The sequence below is a fragment of the Chitinimonas sp. BJB300 genome, assembly GCF_002735695.1.
Taxonomy (GTDB): Bacteria; Pseudomonadota; Gammaproteobacteria; order Burkholderiales; family Chitinimonadaceae; genus Chitinimonas.
The window spans coordinates 23,403-42,358 of sequence record NZ_PDZH01000013.1; the positions used below are offsets into that span (position 1 = coordinate 23,403).

Genomic DNA, 18,956 nt, shown 5'->3' on the forward strand with positions numbered 1-18,956 from the left:
CTTCCATGAGTAAGGAGCCTGCCATGCCTGTGCTATTTCCCCTTTTTGCCGTATTGATTTGGGCCGGTAACACGGTGGTGTCCAAAGCAGCGGCACAGGTCCTGGACCCTGCCGCCATTTCCTTCTACCGTTGGCTGATTGCATTGCTGGTACTCACCCCGTTCGCATTGCGCGCCTTCTGGCTACAACGGCAGGCAATCCGCCCTCACCTGGGCCGGTTCGCCGTACTGGCCTTACTCGGTATGGTGCTTTACCAGTGCCTTACCTACTACGCAGCGCACGATACAACCGCCACCAATATGGGTGTGATCTGTGCGCTAATGCCATTACTTGGTTTACTGCTCAACGGCCTGATCTTTCGCCAACGTGTTGGGCAGGCCGCCTTGTTGGGCGTGGCATTTTCGCTGACGGGCGTGCTGTATCTGCTTGGTCAGGGAAATCCGGTTAGCCTCTTGGCCAGCAGTATCAATCGTGGCGATGTGCTGATGTTGATCGGAACAAGCGCCTATGCGTTATACGGCATCTTGCTCAAGCGTTGGTCACCCCCCTTCGGCGCTTGGCTGAATCTATATGTGCAAGTGATGTTAGCCATGCTGGTGCTGACACCGCTGGCGCTGACAGCCAACAGTTTGGCTATTCCCAGCCAAGGCATTCCCCTGGTTCTGTTTGCTAGTGTTGCCGCTTCTGTGGTCGCCCCCTACTTCTGGATGCGCGGCATTACGCACCTGGGCAGCGAACGTACAACCATTTTCATGAACCTACTGCCTTTGTTCACCGCCTTGATTGCCAGCGCAACCTTGGGCGAAACCATCCAGACCTATCACTGGATAGGCGGTGGGTTGATCTTACTTGGGGTCAGCCTGACGCAAGGCGATGCCATCGGCAAGCTATGGGCACGTCGCCCACAAACGGCTTAGTGGCACACAATAGATCATGTGGCCTGTGCTCATCGCGGGCCAGGCTGGCACCCCATACGATATCGCACCGTCGCCACAAATCTGCGATACGCCGCTAGATTTGACGTTTTGATCCATCATCGTCGCCTGCATGCATGCACAACAGCACGTAATAGCACCACTACCGCGCCAGCGCGGCAAACTGAGGCGGCAGAGCACACTGTAAAGCGCCCCGGAATCTCCAATCCAAGCGGCTTGCACCAAACACAACTGCGTACAGAGTGCCCATTTACGGCAGGTCTTTAAGTCACTTATCCCTGTGTTCTGGTGTGCAGGACAAGTATGCATTTGGCATGCATTTTGCAGGTTACTTGGCTATCCAAAATGTGTCGGCCGCAAAGCCATACTCCATATCGCTCTTGTTTAGCAAGGGAAAACGCCATGCCAACCTCCAAAATTGAAGCCATGTGGCATCTTGTCCTTACCCAACGAAACCAGATATTGCAAACCCGGGAAGAAAGTGGATTTGGCATCCATCAATCGCAACGTACAGACTGTAAGCTACCCAATACGGCGACTTTGCCCACTCTTGCCCGGCCACGACAAGCATTCGCCTGATCTATAACGTCCTACCAGCTGGGCTTAGAAAGTCTGCTGTGCATCAGCAATACGGCGTTGAAAGCACCCTAGGAATGCGCATTTACCACGCGTAAACGCCGCTTCCTCGGTTGTTTTCGCCTTGTCTTGCTTTAGCTCGCGAGAATTTAGACAGGTTCTAACAACGACTAAGCATCCGAGCTAGAGTAGCGACCATGCTACTGAAAACCTTCTCGCTTTATCTTCTTACCGCCCTGTCAGAAATACTTGGTTGTTTTCTGCCCCTGCTTTGGCTTTCCGGTCGTGGCAAAGCGTGGTTGCTTTTACCAGCAACGGCCAGCTTGATGGCTTTTGTCTGGTTGCTGAGTCTGCATCCCGCCGCCAGTGGCCGAGTATATGCAGCCTACGGCGGCGTCTATGTCGCCGTGGCGCTGGCTTGGCTATGGTTGGTTGACGGCATCCGCCCCACGCTTTGGGACTTGGCTGGTGTAGCCCTGGTACTCTGCGGCACAGCCATCATCGTAATAGCGCCACGTCACTAAAGTCCATGCAATACATCCACCCCATTCTCCACCACGATGCGCAACTCATCGCCATCCATAAGCCATCTGGATTGCTGGTACATCGTTCTGAAATCGACCGAAGGGAAACGCGCTTTGCTTTGCAGGAAGTACGGGACCAGATAGGCCAACGTGTACATGCCATTCACCGCCTTGATAAAGGCACGTCAGGTGTACTGCTGTTCGGCCTGGATGCCGACAGTGCACGGGCAGTCTCACGCCAGTTTGAAGCCGGTACGGTACAAAAGCGCTATCTGGCCATTGTGCGTGGCTGGCCAACTGATGAAGGCGAAATCAACTACCCACTGAGCCGCCAGTACGATGATTACGAGCGCCAACCCGACACGATTGCCCCTCCGCAAGAAGCGCTTACCCGCTATCGCACATTGGCGTGCATCACCTTGCCCCATTCGGTCGACCGCTACCCCAGCAGCCGCTATGCACTGGTGGCGCTCGACCCGGTCACCGGCCGTAAGCACCAACTACGGCGGCATTTAAAGCATATTGCCCACCCCATCATCGGCGATGCCACCTATGGCAAAGGCCAACACAACCGATTGTTCACACAACTCTATGGCAGCCAACGCCTGCTGCTCGCATGCACTGAACTGTCTTTCATCCATCCTGCCAGTGGCATACCAGTAAAGATAGTAGCGCCACTGGGCGATGACTTCGCCAACCTCATACTGGCGCTAGGTTGGACATTGCCCAAATTTTAGGCAGCCCAGATTTACTCTTAGTGTTCAAGCACTTGTCCTGTCTGTCCACAGGCCACACACAGCCTTGTCCCGCCGGGATGTGGATTCACACACGCATCCGGCAACAGAACTACAAAGAAAAGGCGCGGCGTGGTGGATTTGGAGGCTTAACAAGGGGTTTAGGTGCATAAACCTCGGGATGCTTAATTTTTAGGCATATCTAAATTGCCACCTAAGTTCAAACACTTGGCTTAGCTGTCCACAGCCTGCACACAGCCTTGTCCCGCTGGAATGTGGATTCACACACAGACGCAATACCGCCAGTAGTAAAAATAGGGAAGGTAGCGAGTATTCACTGCTTACGCACATGATTTAGCTGTGTAAACCGGGATATGCCTTATTTTTAAGCAACCAGAAATTACTTTATGGGTTCAAGCACTTGGCCTAACTACCCACAAGCCACGCACAGCCTTGTCCCGTAGGGGTGTGGATTTAAACCACTCCCAATCCCCACCAGGAGGATGTCCCGCTTCGAGCTACGCTTGGCGCTTGGTTTGATACTGCCGCACAAAAGCCAGGAACTCATCAGCAGGTAGTGCTGGTGACCAGTAAAAACCCTGGCCTCGATCACAGCCTAAATCGCGTAACCTCGCCAATGTTTCGGCATCTTCGATTACCTCGGCGACAGTCGTCAGCTTCAGGCTATGCGCCATCTGGATAATGGCGCGGACAATGGCTTCGTCGTTTACTTCCTCGGTCAACCGGTGTACGAAGCTTTGGTCTATTTTCAAGCGCTCCACCCCAAAACGCTTGAGGTAGCCCAAGTTGGCGTAGCCAGTACCAAAATCATCAATCGAGAAAGTCAGCCCCCGCGCGCGTAAACGGCCCAGCAATTCCGTCAGTTGCGTTGAGTCATCAATCAGCAGCGACTCCGTCATTTCCAGATCAAGATGGCTGGGTGACAATCCAGAATGCGCCAAGGCGTTGACGACAACGCTTTCCACATCGCCACGGCGAAACTGTACTGGCGAAAGATTGACCGACTTCGTCAACTCACCCAGCCCTTCCTGCTCCCACAACATGCCTTGCCGACAAGCCTCTTGCAGTACCCAGGCGTCAATTTCAAGAATCAGGCCGGACTTTCCCGCCACAGAAATAAACTTGCCGGGAGGAACCAAGCCCTGTTCCGGGGAAGGTGTTCTCAACGCCGTATTGCTGACGTGCAGCAGTCTTTAGACAGGTTCTCAGAATTCGCGCACCTTGCGCGCAAGATTAGCCAGCGCCGGCTGGCTGCCATAACGCACCGCCAGATAGTCACCCAACACGTCGTCGATGGCTGACGCCCGTTCTGGCAAGGCCCGCTTTGCCCGCAGGGCGAAGTCGCTCGGCGCTTCTGCCAAACCAACTTGAAGGCCAAGGCCTGCCAACTTGCGGCAGAACCTATCCCAAGCCTGCTTGGCAGGGTCGGGGCGGCGCGGCCGTGCACGCCAGAGTAACCAAGCTGCGCTCAGTGCCACCAAAGAAAACACCGAGCCGATGAACCAAGCCAGAAAGCCCGAAGACAATAAATCGTTAATACCCAGCTTTCGTAACAGCTCTCGTTGCCGCTCTGGGGTATAGCCAATCACCCATTGATTCCACCCATTCACCGCACTATCGAGCAACAAGCGCATGCGTTTGATCACATTGTTGTCAAGTCGCATCAGGTAAGGCAGATCTTCAGCCCCAACTGCCGAAGCCAGACCTTCCTGAATACGGGAAGGCGCAACGGCGAAGGTCGGGTCCACCCGCTGCCAGCCCTTGCCCTCAAGCCAGACTTCCGTCCACGCATGCGCATCGGCTTGGCGAATGATCAGATAGTCCCCATTCTCTTCACCGCCCTGATAGCCACCCACCACGCGGGCAGGCACGCCGGCTGCGCGCAACATGAAAACGAAGGCACCGGCAAAGTGCTCGCAAAATCCCTGCTTACCGACAAAGACGAAGTCGTCCACTGCATTCTTGCCATACAAAGGCGGTTCAAGCGTATAGGTCAAGCCCTGGGTGCCAAAAAATCGCAGTGCTTCAATCACGCGCTCTGCCGGCAGTAGATTGCGCCACTTCTCCGCGGCGGCCCGGGCGAGCGGGTTAACCACCTTGGGCAATTGCAGAGAACGGTTCAATTGCGCATCCGCCTCCTTGGCGCCCACACGATATTGCACAGCAGCCTGCATATTCAGGCGCAAACGCTTGTCGATATTGCGTCGGCTCACTACTTGGTATTGCTCGCTCATGCGCGCGCCTTCGGGCAGCGCTGTGGGCATCTCCAATGCCAACAGCCACGCACGTTGGTGGGGCTCCAGCGTCATAACATAGGGGATGGACTTACCGGCCACCGCTTCGACGGGGTTTTCGGTCAGCAAGCCAGGCGATGCCTGGGTCCAGGTATGGCCGTCATATTGGTCAAATACGGGACCGCGCCAATACAACATGTCCTGGCTAGGACGTGTATCGCTGAAGCTCACGCGGAACGCCACGGTATCGTCCTTGGACATGTTCGAAAAACTGCCGGGCGACATGGTGTCCGACAAACCCGAACCCACCCCGCTCCTATCCTGTGGCAACCGCCACAATGGTCCCTCAATGCGAGGGAAGAATACGAACAGCAATACCATCAGCGGTATGGCTTGCAACATTAGACTCCCGGCGAAAACCAACTGGTCGACTGCCCGTTGCCTACGCCCCGTCCATCCCCCCAATGAATTCCAACTCACCAACAACGTGCTGATCGCCAATACCATTGCACTCAGGTACAAACCCATGGCGACACTTTGGTCGAACAAAAAATTGGTTACAACCAGAAAGTAACCGAGATAGACCAATAGCAAAGCATCGCGCCGGGTTCGCGTCTCCAGCAGTTTCGCCCCCACCAGTGCGGCAAGCAACGTGACACCGGCAGTGCGGCCTATCAGGGTATGGTATTCGAGGTATATGCCTGTCACCACGCCGAAAACAACCGGCAACAGCAGCCATTTGGGCGGCATGCGCCATTGTTTATGCTGCAACCATGCACGCCACACGAACAGCAGCGCCAACACCCCCAGCAACCAATTAGGCAGTCGGCTGACATGCGCCCCCAACAAGCCCATTAACACAACCAGCAGAGCGAAGACTTGGTAATGGTCCAGGCGCTCGATCTTCATTCGGGCTCCTTGATGCCATAAAGCGCCAACGCCGCCAAACAGGCATCGCGCTGTAAGTCTCCATGTTCGGGCGGCAAACGTCGGGTAGGTAGACTCAGGCCGAAGCTCAGCCCAGCCGCATGAGCCATCAACACCCAAGCGGTCAGCCGTGCCAGCCGGGCTTCGCTATCCAACCCGGGTGGCAAGGCATCCCAATCCAGCCACAGGGCATGAGATGCCTCGCCATGGAATTCCTTCACCATCAAGCCGTCGTCGCGCGCCGCTGCCTTCCAAGCTACATGACGTGGAGAATCGCCACGCTGAAAAGGGCGCAGCCCGGCAAAGTCATCCTGCCCGCGCGGGGTAATCACCCCCTCCCCGACACCCTCAGCCGCCTGCGGCAACGGTGGCGCATTCACTTCGGGCTTGGGGTAGATCAAGGTACGTTGTTCGAAATTGGCATACGACCACGACCGGAACACACCGAGAGGCCAATGGGTTTCAATACCCAGGCGGGGTGCTCGCAGCCAGCCCCGTTGCGGCGCCGGCAAACTGAGCCATACTCGGGCATTATCGGCCGCTAGCACATCAATTGCCGTCTCGGCTTCGTCATAACGCAGGACAATATTGTGGCGTGGCAGGGCACCGGCATTTTCCAACACCACTTCGAACCGCGCCGATTCGCCCACAAAACAGGGCTCGACCCGACCTGGCGCAATCTGCAAACCCAATAGGTTGCGGAAGGTATGGAAAATGGACACCAGCGCCATCGCCAGCAGCAAGAACACCAAAAGATAGGCGAGAGCCAAATCGTAATTGATGGCGCCACCCAGCATCGTCAGCGTCATGACAACAAACATCAGCCCGCTGCGGCTAAGGAATATGTAGACACGGTTTTGCGTCAACAGCTGCGCACGCCCACTTGGATGACGGCGGTGTAGCCAAGCTTGCCACCGGCTGCTGAACGGTTGGGTGAGGGCCTTGGGGAGTTTGAGCATGGTTCTAGGCGCAGCCTATATCCGCTTGATTGGTAGATGCGGAGAGGGAGATCGCCCACGCAGCGTTTGCCGGTAGAACGGGTAACCGAGCAACTGGTTGCCATAAACGGTGTACCGCACCGGCCACGGCGCTGCACAGCTCGTGGGGCAACGGTTTCAGCGCGGGAGGGTAAAGGTACATAAGCGTACGTGGTGGACTAAAGACGGATCAAGGGATCGCTACCTCGCCCAACAACCGGATTACCAGTTCGGGTTGCGGCCGATTGCTGGCGCGGGCCAGCAGGCGATGGGTGGCGACGGGGCCAAACACAGCCTGTACGTCTTCAGGAATCACCATCTCACGGCCTGCCAGCAATGCCCAGGCTCGGGCGGCAGCCAACAAGCCCAAGGCCGCACGCGGTGACAAACCATTGTGGAATTCAGTTGAATCGCGCGTGGCGCGAGCCAAAGCCTGCACATAGTCCACCAACGCAGGGGCGACATGCACGCGGCGTACCGCTGACTGAAATTCCGCTAACTCCGCATGGGTAATCACGGCGCGGGCATCTTTCAACATATCGCGCCGGTCCTCCCCTAGCAGCATGGCGCGCTCGGCTGCGGCATCGGGGTAGCCCAGGGTAATGCGCATCAAAAAACGGTCCAGTTGCGATTCAGGTAAGGGGAAGGTGCCAATCTGACTGGCCGGATTCTGCGTAGCGATGACAAAGAACGGGTCGGGCAGGATGCGTGTTTCGCCATCCAGCGTAACCTGGCGCTCTTCCATTGCCTCTAGCAGAGCCGATTGCGTCTTGGGCGTTGCACGGTTAATTTCGTCCGCCAACACTACTTGGCTGAAGATAGGCCCGGCATGGAAACGAAACACATGGTTATCACGATCGTAAATCGACACACCTATCAAGTCAGCCGGCAGCATATCGCTGGTGAATTGCACCCGCTGAAAGGCCAGCCCAAGCGTAGCCGCCAGCGCATGGGCCAACGTGGTCTTGCCGACACCGGGTACATCTTCGATCAACAAATGGCCTCGCCCCAGCAAGCAGGCCAGCGCCAGGCGCGTCTCGCGCTTCTTGCCGAGGATAAAGGCATCGAGCTGGTCCAACACGGCATGTACCGGCGCCAGAGAAGGGGAATTGGGAGGAGGAGCGTTCATGATGACGATATTTTCCCGCGTAAACCGCTTTTACAAGGTGGTGGTCTATTGGTTTATACCACCCCCGGCTTTAGACTGTGGGCAAGAGGCGCATCCATAACAACACGCCCGGGAGACATAACTTGCTTAGCTGGCTAGCCCGCAGAATCCTAGATTCATCCCCCCCCACTGCCTATATCACCCATCCGGACTGTGCCTTGCACGATATGGGCCGCCATCACCCGGAGTCGCCTGAACGACTCGCTGCTATTCAGGATAGGCTGATGGCAGCCGGTCTATGGGATCATCTCCTGCATATCGAAGCGCCACTCGTCGAACGCCAGCAGTTGGCCCTGGTGCATTCCCCCAGTTATGTTGAATCGCTCGACCATCTCTCACCTCATCATGGTCTTGCCCACCTCGACCCCGACACCGCCATGTGCCCCCATACCCTGCGCGCAGCATGGCGCGCCGCCGGCGCAGTAGTCCGGGCGACCGATCTGGTCATTGACGGCACCACCGCCAACGCGTTTTGCGCTATCCGCCCACCTGGCCACCATGCCGAATCCAAGCGCGCCATGGGCTTCTGCTTTTTCAATAACCTTGCCGTGGGGGTAGCCCATGCGCTTAGCCGCGGAGTCGAGCGCATTGCCGTCGCTGACTTTGATGTACACCACGGCAATGGCACAGAAGATATTTTCCACGACAACCCCAAGGTGTTGATGGTCTCTACATTCCAACACCCGTTCTACCCTTACAGCGGTGAGCAACCGATGGGTCCGAATATGGTGAATGTGCCACTCAAGCAAGGCAGTAAGGGGGATGAATTCCGCACAGCAGTTGAGCAATGCTGGCTGCCCGCACTTAATCAATTCAAACCGCAGATGATTTTCATATCGGCAGGGTTCGATGCCCACCGCGAAGATGAAATGGCCAGCATGGGCTTGGTCGAAGACGACTACGCCTGGGTAACGGAACGCTTGATGGACGTCGCAGCGGAATATGGCGAAGGACGGCTGGTGTCGGTATTGGAGGGCGGATATGACTTATCAGCACTGGGACGAAGCGTGGCAGCGCATATTCGGGTTTTGACAGGGTTGTGATTTATAGATAATGCAATAGGCGTCAGGGAGAAAAAACGTGGCTAGGGCTGCATTAATTTTCGGAAACGGATTGGGCATGACACATTTACTGATGCTTCAGCATTTAAATCTTCTCTGTCACCGCCAACTTGCACTAATGCCTTCCCTATTCTAAATTAGATACAACCAGCCTTTCTTTATCACCAAAAAATAATTAAATGCGAAGGATGGGCTAATCATAAACCCCGCATACTAACGCGCACCATGCTGAGTTTGTTTTTTGAGGCAAATTAAAGGCGTAAAACAATGACTCAATCGCCTCAATCAAAACAATGCCTCAGATTAATTATTTTTATCTACACTGCTTTCTTGGTGCAAGTACAGGTGGCTTATGCTGCGGATGAATTCAAAGACCTTACTATCTATACTGAAAACGACCCGCCATATGTCACTGTTGATACTGAAGGAAAAATTGGAGGGCTAGCTACAAAAAAACTCGATGACTTTCTTAAAGCAATAAAATACCCAAAAGAAAATATCAAAGTACAACCCTGGGCTCGCTCTTATCAAGAAGCACTGATAAAACCCAGTGTCATGATCTACCCCATTGTCAAGACACCGGAGAGAATAGAAAAACTTGAATATTTCTATAAATTATATGATGCAACCGTCTTTTTCTATCGCCTTTCAAACCGCAGAGACATTGTTATCACCAGTGTCAATGATGAAAAAAAATATTCAGTATGTGCTGTACGGGCTGATTACCGCGCTGAGTATTTAAAGAGTAACAATTTTCCAAAAATAGATGAATCACCTGATTCAACAACAAATATCAGAAAATTTCTGGCCGGCCGTTGTGATGTCGCTATCCTGACGGAAATTGGCCTTAACGCAAAGATGGAACAATTAAATCTTGACACTATCCTGGTAACTATCGCCTATCCTTTAAGTGAAATTGACAGCAACCTTTATATCGCTATTAATAAAGGGACAGATCAGAAAATTATCGAATCTTTAAATAGTGTGGCAAAAAAATTGGAACAATCAGAATAGTATCTATTTCACAATCACTTTCATTTCTGGCCCTAGCCACGCAATTAAAAGCGTTCAGTACGCCAATTGGCCCACTATCGGCATCTCTCTGTAAAACAGTCTTAAGGTGATGCCTACCCGTTCACCCACCCTTGCCTACCTCCTACTCACGCTAGCTATCAGGTAACTTTGTAGTTGGCAGGGCGACGCATGCGGCGATTCCGCCTATGTCGCTCAGTTTTGGCCGCTGGGTTATCGCATTGGTGATTCTGCTGCCCTTTGCCATTGGCCGCACATGGCGCAACCGCGCTGTATTACAGGCAAGCTGGCGGCGTGTGTTACTGCTGGGGGCAGTTGGCGTGGCCGCCTTTAATTCGTTGGCTTATGCCGACTTGCATTTCACCAGTGCGACCAATGCAGTGCTCACCAACAGCTTTATCCCCATCCTTATCCTGCCGCTGGGTGCCATTTTTCTGCGCGAGTCTTTTAACCGCCGCCAGGCTGCGGGCGTGGCAATCAGCTTTGTAGGGGTAATGACGATCTTCACCCACGGCCAACTGAATCGGCTGCTAGCACTCGACATTAACCAAGGTGACGTCTTACTGCTGCTGGCTGCGCTGGACTGGGCGGTCTACACCCTGCTGCTGCGCCGGCTCGACCCAAAAATCGATCGGTTGGGGCTCTTGTTGATACTGATTGTGGTAGGCCTCGTATGCATTGCCCCCTTCTTTTGGTGGGAACTCGCCCAAGGACGTGTTGCGGCGTTGACACCAAGTAATGTAGCCACCTTCCTTTATGCGGGTATTTTTCCTTCAGTGTTGGCGTACTTGTTCTACAACTATGGCGTGGCCCAGGTTGGTCCGGCGCGGGCGGGTAACTTCATCCACCTGATGCCGGTGTTCGGTACGCTGTTGGCCATCGTTTTTTTGGGCGAACGTTTCGAGTGGTTCCATCTCGCAGGTATCAACGGCATTTTTGCCGGCTTATTGCTGGGTAGCATCAATCCTCCACGACAGCACATAAGTACCTAACAAGTCTGGCCAATCGCGCGTTGCAGCTCCAACATATCAAGGAACCTGCTGTGCTTGCCTTCTCTGTCCGTGCTTTTCTGCTTTGCGTATGCTGCTATCTGCTGACAGCCTGCGGCGGCGGTGCACCGGCGAGTAGCAGTAGCGCAGTTACCTACCAGATTGCGCTGTACGCCGACAGCAATAACTTGGCTTCCGACGGCCAAACCAGCCTTGCGTTAACCGCGGTGGTAAAGGATCAGAGCAACCGGGTTGTCAGCGGCCAGACAGTAAGTTTCAGCAGTGACTCAGGCAACCTGAATTCGATTGTGGCCACAACCGATGCCAGCGGCACTGCCACTGCTCTGTTGTCTACCGCAGGCGACCCTGCAAATCGCACCATTGTGGTCACCGCCCAACTGGGCAGCCAAAACGCCAAATTGCAAGTAACGGTACAGGGCACCAGCCTTGCCGTAAGCGGCAATCTCGATACCGTGGTTGGCGGGCAGGCTGTATTGTCGGCAGTTCTGACCAATTCGGCCGGCCAACCCATTGCCAACCAAGTCGTCAACGTCACCAGCTCGGCAGGTAACCCAGTTGTCCTATCCGGCCCAACTGATAGCCTGGGCAGGGTATCCCTTACCCTAACCGGACAGAATACCGGGCCAGACACATTAACCATTACCGCCTTGGGCGCCATCGCCACTAGCGTCGTCACCGTCAACAGTGTGCAAAGCCTCAGTTTCACAGCGCCCGCTGCCGCCACCGACGTGTTGGTAGGTGCAAGCCAGACGCTGACCGCCCATTACGCTATCAATGGCACACCGCAGACAGGGGTAAACGTCAATTTCGCCGCCAGTCGCGGCATACTCACTAGCAGCACTGCGACAACCGATACCAACGGCGATGTCAGCACCAGTTTCAGCAGCAACTCGGCAGGCCCGGTAGTGGTCACAGCCAGCCTACCCAGCGGCAGCACCCAGCTCAGTTTCAATGTAAAGGCCACCACGCCTGCCAGTATCGCGCTGCAATCGACGCGTAGCACCCTAGGCCTGCGTGAAGAAACCCAACTGACTGCCACGGTGCGCGACGCCAACGGCAATCTCGTGGCAGACCAACCCGTCAGCTTCAATATCATCGTGGACAGCACAGGTGGATCGCTTTCCGCCGCCCTGGTACGCAGCAACAACGGGGGCCAGGCCAGCATTACCTATACCTCCGGCGGAGTGGCTTCGGGCATAAACGGCGTGACTGTGGAGGCAACAGTCGCCACCAGCATCACCTCTACCACAAGGCTTACCGTGGCACAGGCTGGCGTGGCAATTTCCCTCGTACGGGACAATAACCTTGTACTGAGCACCAACCCCAATTTCTACAGCAAGCAATTCACTGCCATCGTGACCGATTCGGCTGGCAACCCGGTAAGCAACCAGACTGTCGAATTTCGAGTTAAACCCGAACGCTACTACAAGGGCTTCCTGGTTTATGACAATGTTGCTGGAGTATGGGTCGTTTCCCTACCCTCCTTAAGCTGCGCTAAAGAAGACACCAACAGCAACGATTCGCTCGACGCCGGTGAGGATTTGAACGGCAATGGCCAGCTCGACCCCACACCAGCCGAGACCATCACCCGTACCGCAGTCAGCGACAGCAATGGTTTGGCAACAATCAACCTGCTCTACCCACGTGAGCGTGCCGATTGGTTGGATGTACGTATCGAAGCCTACGCAGGCAGCATCGGCAGCAATCTGCCACAAAGCGTGCGTTTCTTTACCCTGCTTCCTTTGGTCGATGACATCCTGGACAGCCTAGTGCCACCACCCAACGTCGACAGCCCATTCGGCACTGTGCTGGACTGTACCTCACCCAACTGACCTGCCACTTTCGCGCCCCTGCCATAGCAAGGACTTCCTCCCCTTATTCGCCCAACTAGCCGGAGCACGCATGCCACCCAGCATTAACCGCCGTGAATTCGTTACTGTATCGCTCGCCACCGGCTTTGCGCTGGCTGTCATGCCGGATGCTGCCGCAGAAGTAATCAGCACCTCTAGCGAAGGCTTGGTTGCAGGTGAAGTGAAGATTCCCGCGCAAGGCGGCGATATGCCCGCCTACCGCGCCATGCCACAGGGCAAAGGCCCTTTTCCCATGATCTTGGTGGTGCAGGAAATCTTTGGGGTACACGAATACATCCGCGACGTATGCCGCCGGCTGGCCCAGGCCGGCTACTTTGCCGTCGCCCCGGAACTGTATGCACGGCAAGGCGATGTATCGAAGATCGCCAACATCCCCGACATCGTGCAGAAAGTGGTATCGAAAGTACCCGACGCCCAGGTGATGGGCGACTTGGACAAAACCGTGGCCTGGGCCAAAGGCACCGGCAAAACTGATACTGCAAGGCTTGGCATCACCGGCTTTTGCTGGGGCGGGCGTATTACTTGGCTGTATGCCGCCCATAACCCGACGCTCAAGGCAGGCGTGGCTTGGTATGGCCGGCTGGTAGGTGACTCCACCACCCTTACCCCCAAGCATCCTCTTGATGTGGCCGATGCATTAAACGCCCCGATATTGGGGCTGTATGGCGGAGCAGATACTGGCATCCCGGTTGCCTCTATCGAACAAATGCGCGCTGCGCTGAAAAATGCCAACAAAACAGCTGAAATCGTGGTCTATCCTGATACGCCACATGGCTTTCATGCCGACTACCGCCCCAGCTATAACGCTGAGGCGGCCACAGATGGCTGGAAGCGGTTGTTGGCGTGGTTCAAGCAGAACGGCGTTTAAAAACCTGTTCCGCGATAGAAACGCGCAGTAAGAGAGAAACTCGTTCTAAGAATCTGTTTACGATCTGTCGCGAGCAGCTGTCAGCAGGGTGAAGCGCAGCGCAGAAAACGGAATGTATGTGGGTACATGAGGATTTCGAGCAGCACATGAACTCTGATCACGGCTGCGCAGTAAGATCGTAAACAGGTTCTAACGAGCATGACCTATATCAAGATGTGCCGCGGGCAACGCACGCAACATCGTTAACAAATCCCCAGAAGTAAGTAAGTGCTTCAGGCACACCTCACGGTGTGCCTGTTTTTTTTGCACCGCCGCAATAACCTAATTGCCCACAAACGCAAGCCGGCCTAGAGTGCCGCCATTCCTTATCAGACCATCCATGCCCATGTCCGCATCACCCAGCTTTTTCTGGCACGACTACGAAACCTTCGGCATACGCCCGCAGCGCGACAGGCCGGCGCAGTTCGCCGGCATACGCACCGACCTCGACCTGAACCCCATCGGCGACCCTGTGGAATGGTTCTGCCAGCCTACCAATGACTTCCTGCCCGACCCTGAATCGGTGCTGATCACCGGCATTACCCCACAAATGGCAGCTCAGAAGGGGGTGCCCGAAGCCGAATTCGTCAACCGGCTGCATGCCGAGCTGGCGACCTATGGTACTTGTGGCGTGGGCTACAACACCTTGCGGTTTGACGATGAGCTCAGCCGCCATCTGTTCTGGCGTAACCTGATCGACCCCTATGGCCGGGAATGGCAAAACGGCTGTTCACGCTGGGATTTGCTCGACTGCGTACGCGCTACCTATGCCTTCCGCCCTGAAGGCATCGTCTGGCCAGAGCGCGAAGACGGCAGTGGCGTGCCAAGCTTCAAGCTGGAGCACCTGACTCGCGCCAACGGCTTGGCCCACGAAGCTGCGCACGACGCGCTGAGCGATGTACGCGCCACCATTGCCTTTGCCCGCCTGATTAAGGCCCAGCAACCTCGCCTGTTCGATTTCTGCTTCAAGTTGCGCAAGAAAGATGCTGTAGCGACAGAAATCGGCCCGTACGACGGCCATCTATTCCTGCATGTGTCAGGCATGTACCCGGCAACCCAGGGTTGCTTGGCCACCGTCGCCGCTATCGGCGCGCACCCAACCAACAAAAACGAAGTGCCACTGTGGGACTTGCAATACGACCCGGCCGAACTGTTTGACCTCAGTGCCGAGCAAATCCGTACCCGCCTGTTCACCCGTACAGAAGACTTGCCGGAAGGACAGACCCGGCTGCCGATCAAGACCGTGCACCTGAATAAATCGCCCGTCGTCGTCAGCAACCTCAAGGTGCTGAGCGCCGAGCGCGCCGACGCACTGCGGATTGACCTCGTCAACGCCCAAGCGAACGCCAGCAAGCTTGCCGGACTATTAGCCCAACACAGCAAAACGCTGGCCAACAAGCTCAAACAGGTATATAGCCGCGAACAGAACCTGCCAACCCGTGATGTGGATGAAGCGCTGTACGACGGCTTCTTAGGCGATGGCGACCGTCGCCAGCTCGACAAATGCCGCGCCGCTACCCCACAGGCATTGGCAGGCATGGCGCTCAACTTTACCGACACACGCTTGCATGAAGTCGTGTTTCGCTACCGTGCGCGCAACTGGCCCAATAGCCTTAGCGAGCCCGATCAAGTCCGCTGGCAGCAGCACCGGGCTGAACGGCTGCTCGATGGCGCGCATGGCTATCTCAACCTAGACACGCTGCACGAGAAACTCGCCGCCCTGCGCACCGAACGTGAAGACGACGCTGCCGCGATGGCCTTACTTGATGAACTGGAAGCGTTTGCCGAACAGCAAACCGAAGACCTGCTTTAATTAAGAACAACTATGCATACCATCTTACTCACTGGCGTTAACGGCCAGGTTGGTCATGAACTGCGCCGCAGCCTGCAAGGGCTAGGGACAATCCACGCCCCCGGCAGCGCTGAACTCAACTTAGCCGACCCAACGGCCTTGCGTGACGCAGTACGAGCCCTCAAGCCCACACTCATCGTCAACCCTGCTGCCTACACCGCGGTTGATAAAGCGGAAAGCGAACCTAATGTCGCCTTCGCCATCAACGCCACGGCCCCCGGCGTGTTGGCAGAAGAGGCCCAACGGCTTGGTATCCCGCTGATTCATTACTCCACCGACTATGTCTACTCGGGCGAAGGCACGACGCCCTGGCAGGAGAGCGACGCCACCGCACCGCCAAACATCTACGGGGCCAGCAAACTGGCGGGGGAAGAAGCCATCCGCGCCAGTGGCTGCAACCATCTCATCCTGCGTACCAGCTGGGTGTATGGCGCACGTGGTAAGAACTTTCTCCTGACCATGCTGAAATTCGGCCGCGAGCGCGACAGCATGAATATCGTTGCCGACCAGATCGGCGCACCGACGTGGTGCCGCACCATTGCCGACCTCAGCAGCCACATCATCGCCCGCCAGCCCGACTGGCAAGGCGTATCAGGCACCTACCATTTGGTGAATAGCGGTACGACCAGCTGGTACGGCTTCGCCGAAGCCATCTTCCGGCTGGCAGCCGCGCGTGGCGATAAGGTACCCAGCACGCTCAATGACATAGCGACAGAAGACTACCCAACCCCCGCGAAACGACCGCAAAATTCACGGCTCAACCAGGAAAAGCTGCACGACACGTTTGGCTTGATACCGCCTAGTTGGGAGGAAGCACTGGCCATGTGTTTTGAGGATCAACGCTAAACCACGCCAGTCACTGAATGGTGCTTTTCGCTTCTGCTCAAAACACACCGTAAAACTGTGAATCGGTTTGAAAACTGATTCACTGTCGGCGAGTTATCGACCCGACTGGCAATCGATTACATTCGTCTGACTGGATCTGATGGCCTGCATTTTTTGTGGCGAGTCCGCAAGTACCGCATCGATGCCGAGACAGGCAGCAGCACGGTAGTCTTCCGCGCCATTGATGCCGATCGCAATAATATTGACCTTCCCGTTGGAGCGGAAGCAATCGACTGAAGTGGGCGTCCATAGCTTTGCAGTAACCGAAGAGCGTGCCTCACCCAGTGTGAAGGCTTCCAAAAGCTGAACCTTGCGCCGATATTCAAAGGCGACCCAGCTGTCTTTTGGGGGTGGCGATACACACTCTTGCGCCAATGCCATGGTGGCAAGCCGGCCACGCGTCTGATCACGCGATTCAAAATGCTTTGCCTGCGGGAATTTTTCGAAGGCGGACTGATAGGAAGCATCTGTCGAATAGATCAGTACACGGCTCCAGGCATGCATCTTGTCCAGAATCTGCGCGACAGCCTGCGCTTGTGGCTCGGCAGGCAGCGCCTTCATATCAAGAATAAGTGGAACCGAATCTGGGATCGCTTGCAATGCCTGCTCTAGCGAGGGGATTGGCAAGGCTTGTGACCGGTATGGGTAGGCTTTCGTACCGTCGTTGCCGGCATGCGTAAATTGCCAGCCGGCATTCAGCTGCTGCAACTCATGTAAGTTTTTATCCGCAACCGGCCCGGCGCCATTCGTATTTGCCGCCAAATCGGCTGGACGATAGAGCACTGGCACACCATCGCGACTTAATTGCACCGTAAGCCAGATTACATCGGCACGGTTACGCAGCGCCCCTTCGATCGCAAGCAATGTATTTTCCGGGTAGTCATCTGCGCCGGCACGATGCGCAATGATAAGTGGCAGCTTCCTGCTGGGCTTCTCGAACGCGGTGTTGCTTTGACCAAGGGGCAAAACGCCACAGGCGCTCAGCGTAGCGACCACCACAATACTGAGCAGTGTTTTCAAGTAGATATGGGTTTGTTGCGAGGGGATGCTGGGCCGTTGGGCACAGCATTGTTTGGAAGTTTTTCTACCGGCCTGTTGCACCCATCTGTCCTTTTCTAGCTGTACTTCTTGGTGGGCCGCCAATACTGCTGCCTACAAGAACCTGTTCAATTGATATTGCCCATTAATCATGCTGCGTTACGAACGCGTACGAAATACGCATTTACCCTGTCAATGCCCTGTCACCAACACGTAACAGACGTCAAGCAATCGTCAGCAGGGGAGCGCGGTACAGAAACCGGAATGTACGTGGGTACATGAGGCTGTGAACTTCTTGCGGGGACTTTCGAGCAGCATATGAACGCTGATCACGGTTGCGCAGTAAGATCGTCAACAGGCTCTCAGAACCTGTCTAAAGTCTCGCGAGCGAGGGCAAGATAAGGCGAAAGCAGCCGAGGAAGCGGAGTTTACGCGTGGTAAATGTGCATGCCGAGGGTGTTTTCAACGCCATATTGCCGACGCACAGCAGACTTTAGACAGGTTCTAAGGTGACAGCTCCGCATCCGAATCACACCCACACCCTGCCGCGATCTGCCTATACCACCACCAGCGTTGCCAGTTTACGGGCAACCAACGGCTATATCGCCCAGGCCGAAGCAGCAGGTCACAACCATAGCGCGATTGGTCTGGCTGCCACGCCAATGCTGGACACGCACCGCTTTGGACGCCGAATACCCGGCGTGCAACTGGGCAGGGCTCGGCTGCGCAGCAGACGCCACAACCGTTGCAAGGTTGGCCCCAGACAGGCTTGCCAGGGGCGGACAGGTGAAGGTAGATGGTTTGCAACATCGCAGCGCCACCAAGCAGGGAAGACCAGCTCAAATTTAGCTGATTGCTTGGCGATTTACTGTCAGCAGGCTGCAGCAACCGATTGACTAAGTAACTTCAACGCACACCTGCGCAAGCTGGCATGGGCGTCCAAATCCAAACTCATTTGTTCACCTTCGCCACGCGTTACCTCACTATCTTCAGCCTCATCAAGTTGGCGTTGCACGGTATCGAAATCATCCCAACCATGATTGACCCAGCCTGCTTCCTGCTCTGGCGATAGGCTTCTGCTTGATGAAGGATTGCGGATAGTACGGACTATCCGCTGGTTTAGCGCTGTTTGCCTTATTTGTCTATTCGTCATCTTTTCCTCACTCCGCGGGTTTCCCGCCTTCGCGTGAAAACACAGTTGCGG

The 18,956-nt window shown here is 55.5% G+C and carries 17 protein-coding genes; 11 read left to right on the forward strand and 6 right to left on the reverse strand.

Annotated elements, in window-relative coordinates; genetic code table 11:
- Window positions 1–23 precede the first annotated feature (23 nt).
- The 4 genes from CSQ89_RS03715 (at window position 24) to CSQ89_RS03725 (ending at window position 2,772) form a co-directional block, all read left to right on the forward strand.
- Entirely contained in the window at window positions 24–917 is an 894-nt protein-coding gene (locus CSQ89_RS03715) for a DMT family transporter (protein ID WP_099404844.1), read from the forward strand.
- 420 nt (window positions 918–1,337) lie between these two features.
- The gene (locus CSQ89_RS22375) at window positions 1,338–1,514 is read left to right on the forward strand and encodes a hypothetical protein (protein WP_158228890.1); all 177 of its coding nucleotides are present in this window, start codon (window positions 1,338–1,340) and stop codon (window positions 1,512–1,514) included.
- Between the two features lie 194 nt (window positions 1,515–1,708).
- Window positions 1,709–2,035, forward strand: coding sequence for a YnfA family protein (locus tag CSQ89_RS03720; RefSeq protein WP_099404845.1), 327 nt, complete (start codon window positions 1,709–1,711; stop codon window positions 2,033–2,035).
- Between the two features lie 5 nt (window positions 2,036–2,040).
- Window positions 2,041–2,772: a pseudouridine synthase gene (locus CSQ89_RS03725; RefSeq protein WP_199065190.1), complete on the forward strand. Its 732-nt coding sequence runs from the start codon at window positions 2,041–2,043 to the stop codon at window positions 2,770–2,772.
- A gap of 515 nt (window positions 2,773–3,287) precedes the next feature.
- Here CSQ89_RS03725 and CSQ89_RS03730 read toward each other — a convergent pair.
- The 4 genes from CSQ89_RS03730 to CSQ89_RS03745 form a co-directional block, all read right to left on the reverse strand.
- On the reverse strand, window positions 3,288–3,956 hold the full coding sequence (locus tag CSQ89_RS03730; RefSeq protein ID WP_158228891.1) for an EAL domain-containing protein: 669 nt from the start codon (window positions 3,954–3,956) through the stop codon (window positions 3,288–3,290).
- A 39-nt stretch (window positions 3,957–3,995) separates the two neighbouring features.
- Complete coding sequence (locus tag CSQ89_RS03735; protein ID WP_099404847.1) at window positions 3,996–5,933, reverse strand: transglutaminase TgpA family protein; 1,938 nt, start codon at window positions 5,931–5,933, stop codon at window positions 3,996–3,998.
- On the reverse strand, window positions 5,930–6,910 hold the full coding sequence (locus tag CSQ89_RS03740) for a DUF58 domain-containing protein (protein WP_099404848.1): 981 nt from the start codon (window positions 6,908–6,910) through the stop codon (window positions 5,930–5,932). The genes CSQ89_RS03735 and CSQ89_RS03740 overlap by 4 nt, the downstream gene beginning before the upstream one ends.
- A gap of 208 nt (window positions 6,911–7,118) precedes the next feature.
- Window positions 7,119–8,057 (reverse strand): AAA family ATPase, encoded by a 939-nt coding sequence (locus CSQ89_RS03745; RefSeq protein WP_099404849.1) that lies wholly within the window; start codon window positions 8,055–8,057, stop codon window positions 7,119–7,121.
- Window positions 8,058–8,179: 122 nt separating this feature from the next.
- Here CSQ89_RS03745 and CSQ89_RS03750 point away from each other — a divergent pair, with 122 nt between their 5' ends.
- The 7 genes from CSQ89_RS03750 to rfbD all read left to right on the forward strand — a co-directional run bounded on the left by CSQ89_RS03750 (window position 8,180) and on the right by rfbD (window position 16,675).
- Entirely contained in the window at window positions 8,180–9,139 is a 960-nt protein-coding gene (locus CSQ89_RS03750) for a histone deacetylase family protein (protein ID WP_374701302.1), read from the forward strand.
- Window positions 9,140–9,424: 285 nt separating this feature from the next.
- Entirely contained in the window at window positions 9,425–10,171 is a 747-nt protein-coding gene (locus CSQ89_RS03755) for a substrate-binding periplasmic protein (protein ID WP_099404851.1), read from the forward strand.
- 206 nt (window positions 10,172–10,377) lie between these two features.
- Window positions 10,378–11,181, forward strand: coding sequence for a DMT family transporter (locus tag CSQ89_RS03760; protein ID WP_199065194.1), 804 nt, complete (start codon window positions 10,378–10,380; stop codon window positions 11,179–11,181).
- Between the two features lie 50 nt (window positions 11,182–11,231).
- On the forward strand, window positions 11,232–13,031 hold the full coding sequence (locus tag CSQ89_RS03765) for an Ig-like domain-containing protein (RefSeq protein ID WP_158228892.1): 1,800 nt from the start codon (window positions 11,232–11,234) through the stop codon (window positions 13,029–13,031).
- Window positions 13,032–13,101: 70 nt separating this feature from the next.
- Entirely contained in the window at window positions 13,102–13,938 is an 837-nt protein-coding gene (locus CSQ89_RS03770; RefSeq protein WP_099404853.1) for a dienelactone hydrolase family protein, read from the forward strand.
- A 379-nt stretch (window positions 13,939–14,317) separates the two neighbouring features.
- On the forward strand, window positions 14,318–15,790 hold the full coding sequence (gene sbcB, locus CSQ89_RS03775; protein ID WP_308418111.1) for an exodeoxyribonuclease I: 1,473 nt from the start codon (window positions 14,318–14,320) through the stop codon (window positions 15,788–15,790).
- 12 nt (window positions 15,791–15,802) lie between these two features.
- Window positions 15,803–16,675 (forward strand): dTDP-4-dehydrorhamnose reductase, encoded by an 873-nt coding sequence (gene rfbD / locus CSQ89_RS03780; RefSeq protein ID WP_099404854.1) that lies wholly within the window; start codon window positions 15,803–15,805, stop codon window positions 16,673–16,675.
- A 93-nt stretch (window positions 16,676–16,768) separates the two neighbouring features.
- Here the strand turns inward: rfbD and CSQ89_RS03785 are convergent, their stop codons facing one another.
- Window positions 16,769–17,857, reverse strand: coding sequence for a glycerophosphodiester phosphodiesterase family protein (locus tag CSQ89_RS03785; RefSeq protein ID WP_233202954.1), 1,089 nt, complete (start codon window positions 17,855–17,857; stop codon window positions 16,769–16,771).
- Window positions 17,858–18,623: 766 nt separating this feature from the next.
- Window positions 18,624–18,905 (reverse strand): hypothetical protein, encoded by a 282-nt coding sequence (locus CSQ89_RS21960; protein WP_139022831.1) that lies wholly within the window; start codon window positions 18,903–18,905, stop codon window positions 18,624–18,626.
- Between the last annotated feature and the right edge of the window lie 51 nt (window positions 18,906–18,956).